The 17,921-nt window shown below is 37.7% G+C and carries 17 protein-coding genes; 15 read left to right on the forward strand and 2 right to left on the reverse strand.

Features of this window, described 5'->3' with window-relative positions; all coding sequences use genetic code 11:
- The first annotated feature begins 11 nt into the window (after positions 1–11).
- Both gloA and HMPREF0833_RS01460 read left to right on the forward strand, forming a co-directional pair.
- Positions 12–392 carry a lactoylglutathione lyase gene (gene gloA, locus HMPREF0833_RS01455; RefSeq protein WP_003003384.1) on the forward strand — a complete coding sequence of 127 codons (381 nt, stop codon included), beginning with the start codon at positions 12–14 and terminating at the stop codon, positions 390–392.
- 110 nt (positions 393–502) lie between these two features.
- Positions 503–1,885, forward strand: a complete 1,383-nt coding sequence (locus HMPREF0833_RS01460; RefSeq protein ID WP_013903378.1) for a polysaccharide deacetylase family protein — start codon at positions 503–505, stop codon at positions 1,883–1,885.
- Between the two features lie 42 nt (positions 1,886–1,927).
- Here HMPREF0833_RS01460 and HMPREF0833_RS01465 read toward each other — a convergent pair whose 3' ends face one another.
- Both HMPREF0833_RS01465 and HMPREF0833_RS01470 read right to left on the reverse strand, forming a co-directional pair.
- Positions 1,928–3,013, reverse strand: coding sequence for a DEAD/DEAH box helicase (locus HMPREF0833_RS01465; RefSeq protein ID WP_013903379.1), 1,086 nt, complete (start codon positions 3,011–3,013; stop codon positions 1,928–1,930).
- On the reverse strand, positions 3,010–3,996 hold the full coding sequence (locus HMPREF0833_RS01470; RefSeq protein WP_013903380.1) for a Gfo/Idh/MocA family protein: 987 nt from the start codon (positions 3,994–3,996) through the stop codon (positions 3,010–3,012). The genes HMPREF0833_RS01465 and HMPREF0833_RS01470 overlap by 4 nt, the downstream gene beginning before the upstream one ends.
- Before the next feature lie 139 nt (positions 3,997–4,135).
- On the opposite strand from HMPREF0833_RS01470, the gene galE reads away from it, so the two are divergent.
- The 13 genes from galE to HMPREF0833_RS01535 all read left to right on the forward strand — a co-directional run bounded on the left by galE (position 4,136) and on the right by HMPREF0833_RS01535 (position 17,905).
- Complete coding sequence (gene galE / locus HMPREF0833_RS01475; RefSeq protein WP_013903381.1) at positions 4,136–5,152, forward strand: UDP-glucose 4-epimerase GalE; 1,017 nt, start codon at positions 4,136–4,138, stop codon at positions 5,150–5,152.
- A gap of 162 nt (positions 5,153–5,314) precedes the next feature.
- Positions 5,315–6,013, forward strand: coding sequence for a glycosyltransferase family 2 protein (locus HMPREF0833_RS01480; protein WP_013903382.1), 699 nt, complete (start codon positions 5,315–5,317; stop codon positions 6,011–6,013).
- 1 nt (position 6,014) lies between these two features.
- Entirely contained in the window at positions 6,015–6,356 is a 342-nt protein-coding gene (locus HMPREF0833_RS01485; protein WP_013903383.1) for a DUF2304 domain-containing protein, read from the forward strand.
- A complete protein-coding gene (locus HMPREF0833_RS01490) occupies positions 6,349–7,608 on the forward strand; it encodes a lipopolysaccharide biosynthesis protein (protein ID WP_013903384.1) in 1,260 nt (419 codons plus the stop codon). Before HMPREF0833_RS01485 ends, HMPREF0833_RS01490 begins: the two co-directional genes overlap by 8 nt.
- On the forward strand, positions 7,609–8,391 hold the full coding sequence (locus tag HMPREF0833_RS01495; protein WP_013903385.1) for a glycosyltransferase family 2 protein: 783 nt from the start codon (positions 7,609–7,611) through the stop codon (positions 8,389–8,391).
- 9 nt (positions 8,392–8,400) lie between these two features.
- Entirely contained in the window at positions 8,401–9,879 is a 1,479-nt protein-coding gene (locus tag HMPREF0833_RS01500) for a DUF2142 domain-containing protein (RefSeq protein ID WP_013903386.1), read from the forward strand.
- A gap of 82 nt (positions 9,880–9,961) precedes the next feature.
- Positions 9,962–10,891, forward strand: a complete 930-nt coding sequence (locus HMPREF0833_RS01505) for a glycosyltransferase family 2 protein (RefSeq protein ID WP_013903387.1) — start codon at positions 9,962–9,964, stop codon at positions 10,889–10,891.
- Positions 10,888–12,789 (forward strand): hypothetical protein, encoded by a 1,902-nt coding sequence (locus HMPREF0833_RS01510; protein ID WP_013903388.1) that lies wholly within the window; start codon positions 10,888–10,890, stop codon positions 12,787–12,789. Before HMPREF0833_RS01505 ends, HMPREF0833_RS01510 begins: the two co-directional genes overlap by 4 nt.
- Before the next feature lie 65 nt (positions 12,790–12,854).
- On the forward strand, positions 12,855–13,706 hold the full coding sequence (gene rfbD / locus HMPREF0833_RS01515; protein ID WP_013903389.1) for a dTDP-4-dehydrorhamnose reductase: 852 nt from the start codon (positions 12,855–12,857) through the stop codon (positions 13,704–13,706).
- A gap of 107 nt (positions 13,707–13,813) precedes the next feature.
- Complete coding sequence (gene cps2T / locus HMPREF0833_RS01520) at positions 13,814–14,962, forward strand: beta 1-4 rhamnosyltransferase Cps2T (protein WP_013903390.1); 1,149 nt, start codon at positions 13,814–13,816, stop codon at positions 14,960–14,962.
- Positions 14,959–15,900 (forward strand): glycosyltransferase family 2 protein, encoded by a 942-nt coding sequence (locus HMPREF0833_RS01525; protein WP_013903391.1) that lies wholly within the window; start codon positions 14,959–14,961, stop codon positions 15,898–15,900. The genes cps2T and HMPREF0833_RS01525 overlap by 4 nt, the downstream gene beginning before the upstream one ends.
- Positions 15,900–16,706 (forward strand): ABC transporter permease, encoded by an 807-nt coding sequence (locus HMPREF0833_RS01530; protein WP_003003247.1) that lies wholly within the window; start codon positions 15,900–15,902, stop codon positions 16,704–16,706. The genes HMPREF0833_RS01525 and HMPREF0833_RS01530 overlap by 1 nt, the downstream gene beginning before the upstream one ends.
- The gene (locus HMPREF0833_RS01535) at positions 16,706–17,905 is read left to right on the forward strand and encodes an ABC transporter ATP-binding protein (protein ID WP_013903392.1); all 1,200 of its coding nucleotides are present in this window, start codon (positions 16,706–16,708) and stop codon (positions 17,903–17,905) included. The genes HMPREF0833_RS01530 and HMPREF0833_RS01535 overlap by 1 nt, the downstream gene beginning before the upstream one ends.
- Positions 17,906–17,921: the final 16 nt, after the last annotated feature.

Genomic DNA, 17,921 nt, shown 5'->3' on the forward strand with positions numbered 1-17,921 from the left:
GAGGAAAACTTATGAGTTCAAAAATGTTGCACACTTGCCTTCGTGTAGAAAACTTAGAAAAATCAATCGCTTTTTACCAAGATGCTTTTGGTTTTGAAGAAAAACGTCGGAAAGATTTTCCAGACTACAAGTTTACGATTGTCTATTTGGCCTTGCCTGGAGATGACTATGAGTTGGAATTGACTTATAATTATGACCACGGTCCATATGTGATCGGAGATGGCTATGCTCACGTTGCCTTGAGTACTCCTGATCTAGAAGGTTTGAATGCTGAACACAAGGCTAAAGGCTATGAAGTGACGGAACCCAAAGGTCTTCCAGGAACGAAACCGAATTACTATTTCGTTGTAGATCCGGATGGGTATAAAGTAGAAGTCATTCGCGAAAAATAAGAGTAATTAAAAATAGGGGCCACTGCCGGTGACGACAGTCGCCCTCTTTTTTATGAAACCATTTACAAAAAAGGAATGTTTTTTCGATAGAAATTTGCTATAATAAAGTTATGAGATTCAAACACACGAAAACTATATTATTAATCATTACAAATCTCCTTTTACTGAGTCTTTTGTATATCGGTTATCAAAAGATTCAAAGGGTTCGTGAACAAAAAGCCTATCAGGATCAGTTTGCCAAGGTCACCCAACTAGAGAAAAGCTCTGAAAAAGGGAAAGATGTTCAAGTTCAGGAAGGGATTATTGGGACATCTTATGTGACCACTTATTATCCTACTAAGGATGGACAAGCTGTTGAGATTATTAAAGAGAAGATTCAAGAAGATCTTCAGCGTCTAGGATCTGATGAGAAAACCAAAGAGCCTAAGCATTTGACCTTCTACCATAGTGAAGAAGCAGAAGCGCCTTTTGTTGGCTATCATCCTATCCAAATCAAACGGGTTGAATACCAGTATAAAAAAGGAAAATTCATCAAAGATGAGACCGTGAAACTACCTCTCTTCTACGTGGATGATGAGAACCACCCTCTGACCCTCAGTCAGGTTTTTGCGGATCCAGATGGAGCCAAACAGATCTTTTTGGAGGAATTGCGAGGGAATCTAGACTTTCGTCAGTTGGATGAGGAAAGCATTGATCAAATGGTCGCCCACTTTTCAGAGTTGGATTTGAGTCAATGGGAATTCCAATATGAAAAAGGAAATTTCACCATTCCATTTCCAACCAAGGTTAAGGGAGATGATACCTTCACTGTTCCCTTGTCTAAATTCTATGACGTGATTGATACAGAGCGCTTGCTTCCTGATGATCTAGCTTCTTACCAATCCTATATAGAAGAACGCCACCGTAAGATGATTGCTCTGACTTTTGATGATGGACCAGATCCGACGACGACCCCTCAGGCGCTGGCCATCTTAAAGAAATACAATGCCAAAGCTACCTTCTTTATGGTCGGAAAAAATGTCAGTGCGAATCCTGATATTGCTAAGCAAGTCCGCAAAGAAGGTCATCAAATTGGGAACCATACCTGGGATCACCCTCAATTACCAAAATTGAGCTTGGATAATGCTAAAAAAGAGATCTTGGATACCCAAGAAGCTATTCAAAAAGCGACAGGTGTGCAGACCAAGATTACCCGACCTCCATATGGAGCCATCAATAACGCTATCCAATACGGTGTCGACCAATCCTTCATCATGTGGGATGTGGATAGCCTAGATTGGAAGACACATAATACGACGGCCATTCTCAATGAAGTGAAAAAAGAAGTCAAACCGGGTTCGATTATCCTCATGCATGATATCCATCAAACCACGATTGACGCTCTACCGACCGTCCTTGACTACCTCAAATCGCAAGGCTATACCTTTGTAACGGTGGATGAGTTGTTGGATTATCAACTTGAAAGTCATCGTATCTATTACAATGGAAATTAACATAAAAATCCTCTGCAGTTCATTCACTAGCAGAGGATTTTCTTATTCATTTAAAAAGAGTTGAGAATTCTTTAAAACCAGTTCACGTACAGAAGCGTATTTTTTTAAGGATTTGAGTTCTTCTGGGTGGGTGATAAAGGTAATCACATAGCCATCACGCCCCATTCGTCCTGTTCGACCAGCACGGTGGGTATAGGTCTCCACATCACGGGGAATATCGTAGTTAATCACACACTCAAGATGTTCAATATCGATTCCACGAGCGACCAAATCGGTGGCCAGCAAGAGGGTCAGCTGATGGTCTTTGAAGCGTTCCAGAATGACCTTGCGGTATTTGACATTGACATCACTAGCGAGCGACACGGCCTCAACACCCCGGTATTGTAGTTTTTCTTCAGCACTACCCAGATCAGACAGGCTGTTGAAAAAAGCCAGACCACGAAAATCTTCGACGTAGGCGAGTTTGCGGAGCAATTCGACCTTGTCCCGCTTATCCACTTGCATATAAAAATGTTGGATATTGTCCAAAGAAACTCCATCAACCGTCATGCGAAGAGTATTTTCTTCTAGCTGATTTGGATCGACCTTGGCTGTGGCGCTCATGTAGATATATTGGTGGTCGCGGGGAGCATAGTGGCTGATCTTATCGACGAAGTGGTACTGAGAATCGCTCAGTAATTGGTCGAATTCATCTAAAATAATGGTTTCTACATTCATCATTTTGATCTTTTTCAGCTTGATCAGTTCAAAGATTCGACCAGGCGTCCCAACCAGGATTTCGGGTCCTTTTTTGAGGCGTTCGATTTGCCGTTTTTGACTAGATCCTGAAAGGAAGAGTTGTGTCTGGAGACCGAGAGGCTCTGCCCATTGTTTAGTGACATCAAAAATTTGTCCTGCTAACTCTGTGTTAGGAGCCAAAATCAAGAGTTGTTGGGCCTTCTTCGGTTTTAGTTTGAGCAAGCTCGGAAAGAGGTAGGCGAGTGTCTTACCAGTACCGGTAGGACTGATCCCGAGGACATTTTCTCCTTCATAGATAGGGGAGAAGATCTGTTCCTGAATCTCAGTGAATGTATCAAATCCGAGTGTTTCTAACTGGTCTTTCCAGCTTTGTGGAAATTGTTCTTTCATTCTTTTTCATCCTTAAATTGTATTCCAGCGCTTTGACGCATCTGGTAGAGGGTTTCATGGACCTGCTCAGCTGTTTGTAACCACTCAAGATAAGCAGCTGGATTTTGATGAGCGATGGCAAGGGCAAAGGCAAAGGCTTCTGCCTCTTCTTGCATTTGGTGTGGGCAGGGCTGGATCGGAAGGTCGATGACTTCCCCAGAATGGCTGATGAAGCGGGCCTGGTTGATGGCTGCTACAGCATTGAGAGTTAGCGTTCCAGTCTTGGTGTAGATTTCAGCAGGTAGATGGCTGGTGATATTTTTCCCTGCCTGAATGGCAACCTGAAAATCTGGATAAATCAAGACACCTTGACCATAGAGATCAACCGAATTGGGTAATTGCTGAGCAGTATAGTGGCTGGAGATTGGTTCTCCAAAGAAGCCAATGGCCAGGTAGAGGCAGTAGACTCCCAGATCCATCAAAGCTCCACCTGCATAGACATCTGAGAAAATATTGGGCATCTCACCTGCAAGAAGGGCCGGCAATTTGGAAGAATATTTGGCAAAGGTGAAGTTAGCGCCTAGTATTTCCTGGTTTGAGAGGAAGTCCTTAACTACTTGAAAGGCTGCTTCTTGGTAATTTCTGGCAGCTTCAAAGAGATAGACCTGGTACTCATTAGCGAGCTTGACCAGTTCCTTCCATTCAGAAGGCTTGGTCACAGCGGGTTTTTCAATGATGACATGCTTCTTGGCCAGAATAGCAAGCTTGGCCTGAGCGAAATGAAGAGAATTAGGGCTAGCAATGTAGACCACATCCAGCTCACTGTCTAAGAAATCGATGACATCCGTGTAGCAAGAGATCGCCCCATAAGGCTCACAAAACTCTTGAGCTGTCTTTATCTTTCTCGAATACACAGCCTGCAAGTGATAGTGGCCCGTCTGATGAGCAGCTGTAATAAATTCATGTGAAATCCAACTCGTACCAATAATTCCCAGCTTTAACATAAGGTGTCCTTCCGTAATCGATTCACTCTATTATACCATGAAAATGGGGAGGGACGGGGTGAAAAATGTAGGACAACTTTTGAAATTATTCCTAAAATATGGGATAATTTAATTAATTTTATTGAATGAGGAAAAAATAATGAAACAAAAGATTTTAGTAACGGGTGGTGCGGGTTTTATTGGTTCCCATACGCTTATCGAATTGACCAAAGCGGATCATGAAGTAGTGGTGGTAGATAACTTCGTGAATAGTAGTAAAAAAAGTATCCAAGAAGTTGAAAAGATTATTGGTAAATCTATTACATTATACGATATAGATATTCGAGACAAAGACAAGTTATTGGAAGTATTCGTAAAAGAACAACCTACAGGGGTGATTCACTTTGCTGCGTTGAAAGCCGTTGGAGAATCAGTTCAAATCCCGCTTACATATTATGAAAACAATATAATTGGAACATTGACGTTACTTCGAGTTATGGAGAAAGTACAATGTAAAAACATTATTTTTAGCTCGTCAGCGACTGTATACGGAGATCCACATACAGTTCCTATCTTAGAAGATTTTCCGCTATCTGTAACTAATCCATATGGAAGAACAAAATTGATGATTGAAGAGATGCTTCAAGATATATATAAGTCAGATTCTTCCTGGAATATCGTGCTGTTACGCTATTTCAACCCAATTGGTGCTCATGAAAGTGGGAATATTGGTGAAAATCCAAATGGAATCCCAAATAATCTTTTACCATATGTAACACAGGTAGCAGTTGGAAAGCTAGAATATGTTAATGTGTTTGGTAATGATTATCCAACTCCAGATGGAACGGGAGTCCGCGATTATATCCATGTGGTTGATTTAGCAAAAGGACATGTGGCGGCATTAAAGAAACTTGAAAAAGATTCAGGGTTAAATATCTATAACTTAGGTACTGGTAGAGGATCCTCTGTTCTTGAAATCATCCAAAATATGGAAGAAGTGATAGGAAAACCAATTCCTTATAAGATTGTTGAGAGACGTGTTGGAGATATTGCAACATGCTATGCAGATCCAGCGAAAGCAAGTGAGGAGTTAGGTTGGAAAGCTCAATATGATATTCATCGCATGTGCCAAGATGCCTGGAGATGGCAGAGCAAACATCCAAATGGATTTGAATAATAGCTAATTTTAATGAATTGCTTGATATTTATAATTAATATCGGGCTTTTTTTATGCTTACAACAATTTTTGTTGTTGGTATAAAGTTCTGAGATTAGTGGATAAAATATTTTGGTTATTGTATAATGGATAAAAAAGAATTTTAATGGAGGAAGAAGGATATTGAAATCCTCAGATTTATTAATTATTATACCTGCATATAATGAGGAAGGTTCGATTCAGTCAGTAGTAAATAATATTATTCAAAATTATTCTCAGTATGATTATGTAATTATCAATGACGGTTCAAGAGATCAAACCTCAGAAATTTGTCATAACAATGGCTATAATATTATTGATTTACCAGTTAATCTTGGACTAGCTGGAGCATTTCAAACTGGATTATTGTATGCTTACCAATACGGTTATGAAAAAGCGGTGCAATTTGATGCAGATGGTCAGCATCTTCCAGAGTATATTGCTGCTTTGGAAGAAGAAATTGATAAAGGAAATAAAATGGTGATTGGTTCTCGATTTGTAACAGAGAAAAGACCAAATTCATTTCGTATGTTAGGGAATACCCTTATAAGTTTTGCTATTAAATTAACAACTGGGAAAACGATTAATGATCCGACATCTGGAATGAGAATGTTTTCTAAAGATTTAATACAAGTTTTTGCAAGAAATATTAACTATGGTCCTGAACCAGATACTGTTTCTTATCTATTAAGAAATGGTGTTCCAATTTCAGAAGTTCAAGTTCGAATGGAAGAGAGACAAGCGGGAGAAAGCTATCTAACTTTTTCACGTTCCATTAAGTACATGATTCACATGTTCGTATCTATTTTATTCATTCAGAATTTTAGAGAGAGAGGAAAATAGAATGTCAATCTGGTTTCAAGTTGTATTAGTTATTGTTTCATTGGGAACCTGCGGGTTCATCCTTCAGAATATTAGAAAATCTCGTGTACAGATTAATGACGCCTTGTTTTGGATCTTCTTCTCATTAATTTTATTAGTTTTTAGTATTTTTCCAAAGTTAGCAGAGTTTATTGCAGCATCCTTAGGAATTGCATCTGCTGTTAATTTTATTTTCCTTTTTATTATTTTCTTATTGTTAATGAATCAGTTTCAGTTAACCGTACGGTTGTCAAAATTAGATACTAAGTTTAAAAATCTTGTTCAAGTTATCGCTTTAAATAAAAATAAGGAGAAAGATGAATAATACTCCTTCTCAAAAAAGTATTTACATTTGGAATCTTCTAGGAAATCTAGCAGCTGCAGCAGTTTCAGTTTGTTTTCTTATTATAGTTTCTAGGTTTCAAAATCCTACTATTGCGGACCAGTATAGTTTGGCAATTTCTGTTGGGAATTTATGGGTAATTATAGGCCTCTTTCAAGTCAGAAATTTTCAAGCAACAGATATTGTTAATAAGTTTTCATTTAAAAATTATTATATAGCCAGGATAATTTCCACTATATTAATGTGGATAACTCTATATCCATATTTAGTTTTTGTCCATTATGATTTAAGTTCAAGTTTTGTTATCGGATTAACTATTCTTATTTTAGCTTACCGCACATGTGATGTATGGTCCGATCTTTATCAAGGCTTGTTTCAACAAAAATCTAGACTTGATATTGCTGGTAAATCAATGTTTTTAAGATATCTAATAAGTGTAATTATCTTATTTGTATCCTTAATGATTCAGAAAGATTTATTGGTTGGCTTTCTTCTAGTAGTCCTCTTTAATATTTTTTTTATAGTCGGTTTTGATATTAAATTTTCAAGGTTATTTCATTCTTCGGATAATAAACGAACTTTTTCGAAAAATGATCTGAGACAAGGACTTTTAATTTTAAAAGATTGTTTTTCTTTATTTATATATGGTTTTCTTATTAACCTGATTTTTAATGAACCTAGAATTATCATTGCCCAACAACTTCTTAGTCAAAAAATGCAATCAGGTGTACAACGTGATTTTAATATACTATTTATGCCGGTGTTTTTCATGAGTTTGTGTATTTTAGTAATAAGACCTCTGATTACTTCGTTAGCAGAAAAAAGACAAGCAGGTGAAATGATCCAATTCTATAGTATTATTAAAAAAATATTTGTTTTTTTGATTCTTGTTGGTTTTCTTACTACCTTAGTAAGTTATTTAATTGGTACACCAGTTCTTAGTCTTATTTTCGGAGTTGATTTGAATCGTTACCGTCTAGAATTAACCATTCTAGTATTTTCAGGGATTTTGTATTCAACTGCTTTAGTATTTGAAAATATCTTGACTATTTATAGGAAACACAATTTATTATTGATAGTTTATATTATTATGTATATTGCTAGTCTCCTATTAAGTAAACCCCTCATAATTTCCCATGGTATACTTGGTGCTTGTATAAGTTTTATGCTAGTAATGGTAATATATGTTATCGGGGGATTTAGTTTATATCTTTATGTTAAAAGGAGAATTTAAATGGATTATAGAGATATTCATACTTTTGTTATCTGTGCATATGGGAATTCATCTTACTTAGAAGACTGTATGCTTTCATTAGTTAATCAACATAATCAATCTTCTATTATTTTATATACTTCAACACCTAGTCTTCAGATTGAGGACTTATGTAAAAAATATAATATTGTATATCATCATGGCAATGGTGGTTCAATAGGAAAAGATTGGAATAATGCATTGTCATGTGTAAAAACAAGGTACGCGACAATCGCGCATCAAGATGATTATTATGAGCCACAATATTCAGAATTAATTATTAAGAAATTTCAATCAAATCCAGATGCTTTAATAGCATATTCGGATTATTTTGAAGAAAAAAATGGGAAGAAAATTGAACGTACACTTAATCTTAAAGTAAAGAGGTTAATGTTGAGAACTATAAATTTATTCCCAAAAAGCAAATTATGGCGAACTAGAGTTTTGGCATTTGGAAATGCAATATGTTGTCCATCTGTTTCATATGATTTATCTGTCTTGAAAGGATTTAAGTTTGATGAAAAATTGAAAGGAAATCTAGATTGGATTGCTTGGTATCAGATTGGGAAAATGAAAGGCTCATTTGTATACATAGACAAAACATTAATGTGTCATCGTATTCATGAAGAATCAGAAACTTCGAAAACAATCTCTAATAATACTCGTAGTCAAGAAGATTTAGAAACATTGGAACTCTTCTGGCCTAAATGGATGGCCAAGTTGTTGATGAGACAATATGTGAAGAGTCAAAATTCGAATAATTAGGAGAAACTGATGGGATATTTTGTTGATAGTTATGAGCGAAATAAAAAGTATTTAGTATCTTTCGCAGTTTTAGCCTTTTGTATTGCAGTTATTTATACAAAGCGCTTAGTAGATTTTCCTAAAATTGGTGTAGCGTTATTTGTTGTATTGGCTTTTTTCATTTTTCTTTTACCGAAGAAGAATGTAGGGACCTTCCTTGCGATGCTCATTGGTGGTCTGTCCTTTGCTTTCATTACACCCGTTTTGAATACGCCAGATGAACACGTTCACCTTTCAAGAACGATTCATATTGTGGAAGGCAACGTCAATATGGGAAATAAAAACATCCATATTACGGAAGATTACTTTGATGTTTATAAGAATTTCAAAAAACCATTTACTAAATCTTCTTTATTTGAAGAAGGGCAGACGACCAAACAAGTGAAGTTTGGAAAAGAAACAGATTACAGGGCAACCAACTCATATTGGTTTATTGGTTATATCCCTCAGGCTCTTGGATTTGGGATTGGAAAATTTTTGAATTTGAGTGTAGGAATCTCCTATTATCTTGGTCGAATTTTTAATGTCATTGCTTACTGTATTTTAGCTCTCATTGCTATTAAATTAAGTGGGAAAGCGAAGCAGTTGATGACAATGGTAGCGATGTTTCCAATGAATCTTGTTCTAGCTGCTTCTTATAATCAAGATAGTGTAGCCTTAGGTTTAACCTACATCATTATTGGATTGTTTTTGAACTATGTAACGGATGATGAAAAAGTGGTTAAAATTAAGGATTTATTGCTTTATGCTTTCCTTTGTGTGATCCTTGTAACAATGAAACTTCCTTACGTCCTGCTAGTGGGATTATTGCTATTTATACCGCGAAAGAAAACGCAATGTAAAAACTACTATCTCATTTCTCTCGTTTTGATTGTTGCAGTCTTTCTATTTACGATTTTTTGGTATGTTCTTACCCAGCAAGTTCGAATTGAGAACTTTAAACTAGATGGAGCGGATGTGAAGTCCCAGGTGATTAGTATCATTTCGAAACCTCATTGGTATCTTCCAGTGATTTTGAAGGAGATGCTATTATCAGTCAGTCATTTGAATCAACTCTATACATTTGGTTGGTTAGATTTGTCGATGTCAGAAGTCCTTATTCCAATTTATGCTCTTTATACTTTGATTACTTTTTCAAATATTGGGAAAATCAAACTTCCTAAAGTATCAGTAGTAGGAGCAAGTTTGGTTTCTCTTGCAATTGTTGGTTTAATTTCTTTGACCTTGTATCTGACCTGGACACCAGTTGGAAATTTTGAAGTTTTAGGAGTTCAGGGCCGATATTACTTAGGTGTTGTCGCTCTTTGTCTACCAGTTATTTGTAGTTTATTTAAGCAAAGAGTTCCAGATGAACAAAAGCTCTCTGATCATTTTGTAGTACAAAGTAGTCTCATTATTGTATCTCTAACTTTACTACAAACCATCTCTGTTTTATATGCTGCAGTTTAATTAAAAAACTAAAATAAGTTATTACTAGGGGAAACCCTAGTTTTTTGTTACAATAGAAAGTGAATAAGTCAAGGAGTAAGAGATGACCATATCAGTTGTAGTCCCATGTTTTAATGAAGAAGAATCGATTCCATTATTTTATCGAGAAATGGAACGTGTTCGGATGAAGATGGGAGAAAAGTTTGAATATATTTTTATAAATGATGGCTCTTCAGATGGTACACTATCCGTTCTTCGAAGGCTACATGTTACAGATTCAAATGTGCACTACCTTTCTTTTTCTCGAAATTTTGGAAAAGAGGCTGCACTATACGCTGGACTTGAGCGTGCTAGTGGTGAATATGTGACGGTCATGGATGTAGATTTGCAGGACCCACCGGAGTTATTGATCGAAATGAAGCAGAAGTTGGAGGAACAGCCGGATTTAGACTGTGTCGGAACGAGACGCGTAACCCGTGATGGGGAACCACCGATTCGCTCTTTCTTTGCACGGATGTTTTATAAATTGATCAATCATATTAGCCAAGTGGAAATGGTTGACGGAGCACGTGATTTCCGTTTGATGCGTCGCCCCATGGTTGATGCTATTATGGAGTTATCCGAGTACAATCGATTTTCAAAAGGGATTTTCGCCTGGGTTGGATTTGAGACAGAATACCTCGAATATAAAAATGTAGAGCGCGTGGCAGGAGAGACGTCTTGGAATTTTTGGTCCCTCTTCAAATACTCGATTGAAGGGATTGTCAATTTCTCAGATGCCCCACTAAATATTGCTTTTATTGGTGGACTGTTATCTTGGATCTTGGCCTTTGTTATGATGGTTTTGATTGTGATTCGTACCTTGGTCTTTGGGGATCCTACTTCAGGTTGGCCATCCCTCATGACAGTGATTCTTTTCCTTGGGGGCTTCCAATTGCTAACTATTGGGATTTTAGGAAAATATATCGGTAAGATCTTCATGGAAACTAAGAAACGTCCAATTTATGTTATCAAAGAGAAAAGTGAAGAATGAAGAATATCCTACCTATGAGTCTTGCTACTAAGCAAAAGATAGACAGATTTTACGAGGGAATTGATCGGCTCCTCGATAAAATCAATCAGTTGGATATGGTAAAAGGGATCCGCAGTTATATTGATCGGCTTATAGATGTTTTTAACCAAATCAGCAATAAGTTGGTCTGTCTATTTCTAACCTCCTATGCGCTCATTTTTACATATGTATCTTTCAATCTGATCAATTTTCAAAGCCGCTCATATGACTATGTCTTTCATTTATCCCGCATTGTCGGCTTAGCAGAGTCCATTGAGCATTGGGATTTACTCCCCAATCTGAATTTTTTATTTGCGTTCGGTACGGGATATGCTTCTCCTATGTTTTATGGCAATTGGCAGTTTTATCCGTCAGCCATCGTTTATATGATGACCAACAATGGAAATCTTGCTTATTCTATATTTGCATTTTTGATCACTCTTTGTACAAGCCTAACAAGTTATATTGTTATTTCAAAAATAGTAAAAAATAAGGTGACTGGTATAGTAGTGGCCTTGACCATTCCTTGTTATTACACCTTATTTGGTTTTGGAATGACCATGGTAGTGCCACTTGTCCCAATTCTTATTTATTCTATTTATCGAGTGCTCTACTTAAACAAAAAGAACCCTCTCTATTTAGGGATTGTAGTAGCGCTTTTAATTCAAACCCATATTTTATCAACGATCATATTAGCAATCTTTTCTGCGGTATTATTGTTATTAAATTATAAAAGGCTCACACTGGAAAAGATTATCTCTTTTGTATTTTCTATCTTGTTTGCCTTATGTTTGTCGGCAGGATACATTTTTCAATATCTGGAACAAGTTTCATCACAAAAATTTTTCTTCACATGGACAGCGAGAAATTTTCCTGTCAATGTGAAAGATACTTTTTTGGTTCCTTTTCCATTTCAAGCAGATCGATATGGTTTTTATAAACCTTTCACACCATTAGAGTGGCCGATCCATCAATTCGTACGAGATGGCCTATTCTATGCGAGTATGATGGTGATCTTATTTTATCGCCGTCTAGGGAGTTTAAGTAAAACCATATTTTGGACTTGTTGGATCTTATATTTTTCTGCAACGAGTCTTCTGCCTTGGAATTCCGTATTGAAATACACTTTTTTAGGGAGTATGCAGTATTCAGGGCGCCTATTGTTTTTCATTCCCCTCTTGTTCCTATTCTTTCTTGCTGTTACAAATAGAAATGGATTTTTCTCTATTGTCTTATGCATCTTGAGTTTAACTTTCTATTTCAATCATGTTGTTCCTCAATTTGATACATCCTCAAAAAACTATAAACAAATGCGGGACGATAATAAAAAGAATGAAAAATTACTGAAATCAGTATATAAAGGTGACAAATCAAAATATATCGATCCTGTAGGTGATGAATATTATAATCTTGATATCAATAACCAAGATATACGCTTACCACAATTTACAGAATTTCAAACAGCTAAGGATGTAAAAATATCAACTATTAAAAAGAGATACAATCTTTTAGAATTCGATATAGAGGTTCCTGATGATAAAAAAGAAACAACTATTTCCATACCAATGATATGGTACAAAGGATACCGCGCAGAATATTCTATGGGGGCTGAAGGTTCTCAACCTGTGTTGAAACAGCGTGCTTTTACCGAATCAGAATTAAAAGAAAATAAAAAAGATCGAAAACCAACTGTCTCAGAAAAAGTTTTAAATGATGGTAAAATTTATTTATCTATTCGAAATTCTGGCCATGTCAAAGTTTCTTATCACAAGACATTTATACAGTATCTTGGTTTCATGATAGAATGGATCTCTTGGATACTGGTATTCTTTATTTTTAAGCAAAAGTATTCAAAAAATAAGGAGCAATTCCCATCTTAAAAAGCAGAAAACTTCTGCTTTTTTTGCTATAATGATAGGGAAAAAGCAATTGAAAGGAATTTATCATGATTTTAATTACAGGAGCGAATGGTCAACTTGGAACAGAGCTTCGCCATTTGTTAGACGAACGAAATGAAGAATATGTAGCTGTTGATGTAGCTGAAATGGACATCACAAATGCAGAAAAAGTAGATGAGGTATTCGCAGAAGTGAAACCAACCCTAGTCTACCACTGTGCTGCCTACACAGCTGTTGATGCTGCTGAAGATGAAGGAAAAGAGTTGGACTATGCCATCAATGTGACTGGTACAGAAAATGTAGCAAAAGCGTCTGAAAAACATGGTGCAACCTTGGTTTATATCTCAACCGACTACGTTTTTGATGGGAAAAAACCGGTGGGACAAGAATGGGAAGTAGACGATCAACCAGATCCTCAAACAGAGTACGGTCGTACCAAACGTATGGGGGAAGAATTGGTTGAGAAGCATGTGTCTAACTTCTATATCATCCGAACAGCTTGGGTCTTTGGAAACTACGGTAAGAACTTTGTCTTCACGATGCAAAACCTTGCAAAGACTCACAAAACACTTACAGTCGTTAATGACCAACATGGTCGTCCAACCTGGACCCGTACTCTTGCAGAGTTTATGACTTATTTGGCTGAAAATCGTAAAGATTATGGTTATTACCACTTGTCTAACGATGCGAAAGAAGATACAACTTGGTATGACTTTGCAGTTGAGATCCTCAAAGATACGGATGTTGAAGTGAAGCCAGTGGATTCTAGCCAATTCCCAGCTAAGGCGAAACGCCCACTGAACTCTACAATGAGCTTGGCTAAGGCTAAGGCCACAGGATTCGTCATTCCAACTTGGCAAGATGCCTTGAAAGAGTTCTATAAACAAGAAGTGAAATAAGATCAAAAAGAAGCGGCTCTAAAGGGTCGCTTTTCTGTTTGTATTAGGCAAAAAGCCTAGAAAATGGTATAATTAAATAGACTGTGAATGATTTGAAAGGGAACTCTATGCAACATGTTTTTATTATCGGAAGTCGTGGGCTTCCGGCTCAATATGGCGGTTTTGAGACTTTTGTGGACCAATTGGTTTCGCATCAAGTGTCTTCAGATATCCAATACCATGTTGCCTGCCTTTCTAATGATCAAGCTTATCAACATTTTGACTACAAGGGTGTCGATTGTTTTACCATTAAAGCCCCTAAGCTTGGGCCTGCGCGTGTCATTGCCTATGATATGATGGCCATCAACTACGCCTTGAAGCTTATTAAGAAACAAGGAATTGAACAGCCGATTTTTTATGTCTTGGGCAATACAATCGGAGCCTTTGTGGCGCCTTTTGCGCGTAAGATCCATAAGATGGGTGGTCGATTCTATATCAATCCAGATGGACTGGAGTGGAAGCGGGCCAAGTGGGCTAAACCGATCCAAGCCTATCTCAAGTATTCTGAAAAGATCATGACGCGCCACGCTGACTTGGTAATTTCAGACAACCCAGGTATTGAGTCCTATATCAAGGAAGCCTACCCTTGGTCTAAGACGACCTATATTGCCTATGGAACGGACTTATCTCCGACCAGCCTAAATAGTCAGGATAGGAAGGTCCGAGAATTCTATCACAAGTGGCAGACACAAGAGAAAAACTATTACCTAATTTTGGGCCGCTTTGTCCCAGAAAATAATTATGAGACCGCCATTCGTGAATTTATGACCTCTTCAACCAAGCGGGATTTGGTGATTATTTGTAACCAGGAAGGCAATCCTTATTTTGAGGAGCTCCGAGCTCGAACTGGATTTGATCAGGATCCTCGTGTTAAGTTTGTAGGAACGGTTTATGATCAAGACCTTTTGAAGTATATCCGTAAAGGAGCCTTTGCCTATATCCATGGTCATGAAGTGGGCGGGACCAATCCTGGTCTCCTAGAGGCTCTTGCCCAGACGGATCTGAATTTAGTTTTAGGGGTCTCCTTTAACCAAACGGTCGCTAAGGACACGGCTCAATATTGGACTAAAGAAACTGGGAATTTGGCACATTTGATTGATCAGGTTGATTCTTTAGAAGATGTATCTGAATGGGGTCAACGAGCCAAGGCCAATATGAAACAAAACTTTACCTGGGAAAAAATTGTAGGTGAGTACGAGGAATTATTCTTATCATGAAAGTAAATATCTTGTTGTCCACCTATAATGGTGAACAGTATCTAAAAGAGCAGGTTAAAAGTATCCAAGACCAGACTTATCAAGACTGGCAACTCTTGATTCGAGATGATGGGTCAAGAGATGGTACGGTGAAGATTATTCAAGAGTTGGTGGCCCAGGATGAGCGCATTCGCTTTATCAACCAGGGAGCTATCGAAAATCTCGGTGTCATCAAGAGCTTCCATGCCCTCTTGAAATATGAAGAAGCAGATTTCTATTGTTTTAGTGACCAAGATGATGTCTGGTTACCAGACAAGATTGCTCTTCAGGTAGCAGAAGCAGAGAAGCATCCTCAAGAAGAGCCTTTGCTGGTCTACACAGATTTAAAAGTGGTCGATGAAAACTTGAATGTTCAGCATGAAAGCATGATTCGTACCCAGTCTGATCATGCCAATACCGAACTGATTCAAGAGTTGACGGAAAATACGGTAACTGGTGGGGTAGCCATGATTAACCACGTTCTGGCGGAGTTATGGACAGGTCAAGAAAAACATGCGCTCCTTATGCATGATTGGTATTTGGCCTTGTTAGCAACTGCCTTTGGGAAGCTCATCTATATCGATCAACCAACAGAATTGTACCGTCAGCACAGTAGCAATGTTCTGGGGGCTCGTACCCTCAGAAAACGGGTTAAAAATTGGATTCGACCCCATGTGCTGTTTGCCAAGTATTGGAATCTCATAGAGTCTAGTCAAGAACAAGCAAAAAATCTATTGGATCTGCCTGTCAGTTCCCAAACTAAAGAAATTATTGAAAACTTTGTCACCATTATGGATGTTCCACTAAAAGAACGTCTGAGACGGATTCGTCAGTATGGTTATCGGAAGAACCGGGCTTTTCACACCTTTGTGTTTACCAGCTTGATTCTGACAAAGTTTGCATATCGAGGTAAAAAATAATGTTTGACGTTTTTAGTCAGAAAAATCGAATTTTATTAAGAGAATTAATCAAAACAGACTTTAAATTACGTTACCAAGGATCAGCAATCGGTTATCTTTGGTCGATTTTAAAGCCCCTGATGACTTTTACGATCATGTATATTGTCTTCATCCGATTCTTACGCTTGGGTGGAGATGTGCCCCATTTCCCAGTTGCCCTCTTGTTGGCCAATGTAATCTGGGGCTTCTTCTCAGAAGCAACATCCATGGGGATGGTGTCGATTGTTAGTCGAGGTGACTTGTTGCGGAAGTTGAATTTCTCCAAACATATCATTGTCTTGTCTGCGATTTCAGGAGCAGCCATCAACTTTGTCATTAACCTTGTAGTGGTCTTGATTTTTTCATTCTTTAATGGGGTGACATTCTCTTGGACAGCCTTGATGGTCATTCCGTTGTTCTTTGAGTTATTCTTGATGGCGACAGGATGCGCACTGATCTTAGCGACATTTTTTGTTCGTTTCCGCGATCTTGGACAAGTCTGGGAAGTACTCCTGCAAGCCGGCTTGTATGCGACGCCAATTATCTATCCGATTACCTTTATTGCAGACCGCAATCCATGGGCTGCTAAGTTGGTCATGATGAATCCTTTGGCTCAAATTATTCAAGACATGCGTTACTTTTTGATTGATAAGGCCAACACCCCTGTCTGGCTTTTGGTGGAAAATAAGTTCTTGGTTTTGATTCCTTATGTTTTACCAATTCTTATTTTTGTCGCTGGCTTTGCTTACTTTAACAAACATGCTAAGAAATTTGCGGAGATTCTCTAATGACAGATAAACAAATTGCAGTAAAAGTAGACCATGTCAGCAAGTACTTTAAGTTGCCAACAGAGGCAACTAATAGTCTTCGAACTGCCTTGGTCAATCGCTTCAAAGGAATCAAAGGATACAAAGAACAACATGTTCTTAAGGATATTTCTTTTGAAGTAGAAAAAGGTGATTTTTTCGGGATCCTCGGTCGAAATGGTTCTGGAAAATCGACTCTCTTGAAAATTATTTCTGAAATCTATGTGCCAGAAAAAGGTACCGTAACTATTGATGGGAAACTGGTGTCCTTTATCGAGCTTGGAGTAGGCTTTAACCCAGAACTGACAGGTCGAGAAAATGTCTATATGAACGGGGCCATGCTTGGCTTTTCAACAGCTGAAATTGATGCCATGTACGATGATATCGTAGACTTCGCCGAGTTGCATGAATTCATGAATCAGAAGCTTAAGAACTACTCATCAGGCATGCAGGTTCGTCTGGCATTTTCGGTCGCGATTAAGGCCCAAGGCGATATCTTGATTTTGGATGAGGTTCTCGCAGTAGGAGATGAGGCCTTCCAGCGCAAGTGTAATGATTACTTCCAAGAGCGCAAGAAATCAGGGAAAACCACGATTCTGGTTACCCATGATATGGGAGCCGTTAAGAAATATTGTAACAAGGCTGTTTTGATTGAAAATGGTTTGGTGAAGGCAATTGGTGACCCCTTTGATGTTTCTGATCAATATAGTTTTGACAACTTGGAATCGAATTCACATCATGGAAATGAAGATGAGGGCCTTGTTACAACGGAAGTTGAAGGTTTCACAGCTAAATTACTTTCTCCTAAGAAAGTAACTCCTGATGATGAGGTGGTTATTGAGTTTTCATTTGATCTATTAGATGATTCTGTGAATCCACATATAGCCTTTTCATTTGTTGATATTTCTACTGGAAATGGACTGTATAACGATAATTCCATGGATATTCCATTATCCGGTATCGGTGCTAAAAAAATCACCTATAAATGTAAGTTGCCGTACTTTAATCATGTGAAATTAAGACTAGTAGCATTTTTAAGAGACGAAAATCAAGAAAACTTAGCAATATTGTCGACAACGAACCCTCCAGTCTTTTCAATTGATCGGATTGTGGATCGAACAAATCGTTCGGAGTTGGATTCTTCTACTGGATTGTTAATTCGTCAAGGCAAGTGGGAATAATTTCTTTGGTATAGGC

It is taken from the genome of Streptococcus parasanguinis ATCC 15912 (assembly GCF_000164675.2).
GTDB classification, from domain to species: domain Bacteria; phylum Bacillota; class Bacilli; order Lactobacillales; family Streptococcaceae; genus Streptococcus; species Streptococcus parasanguinis.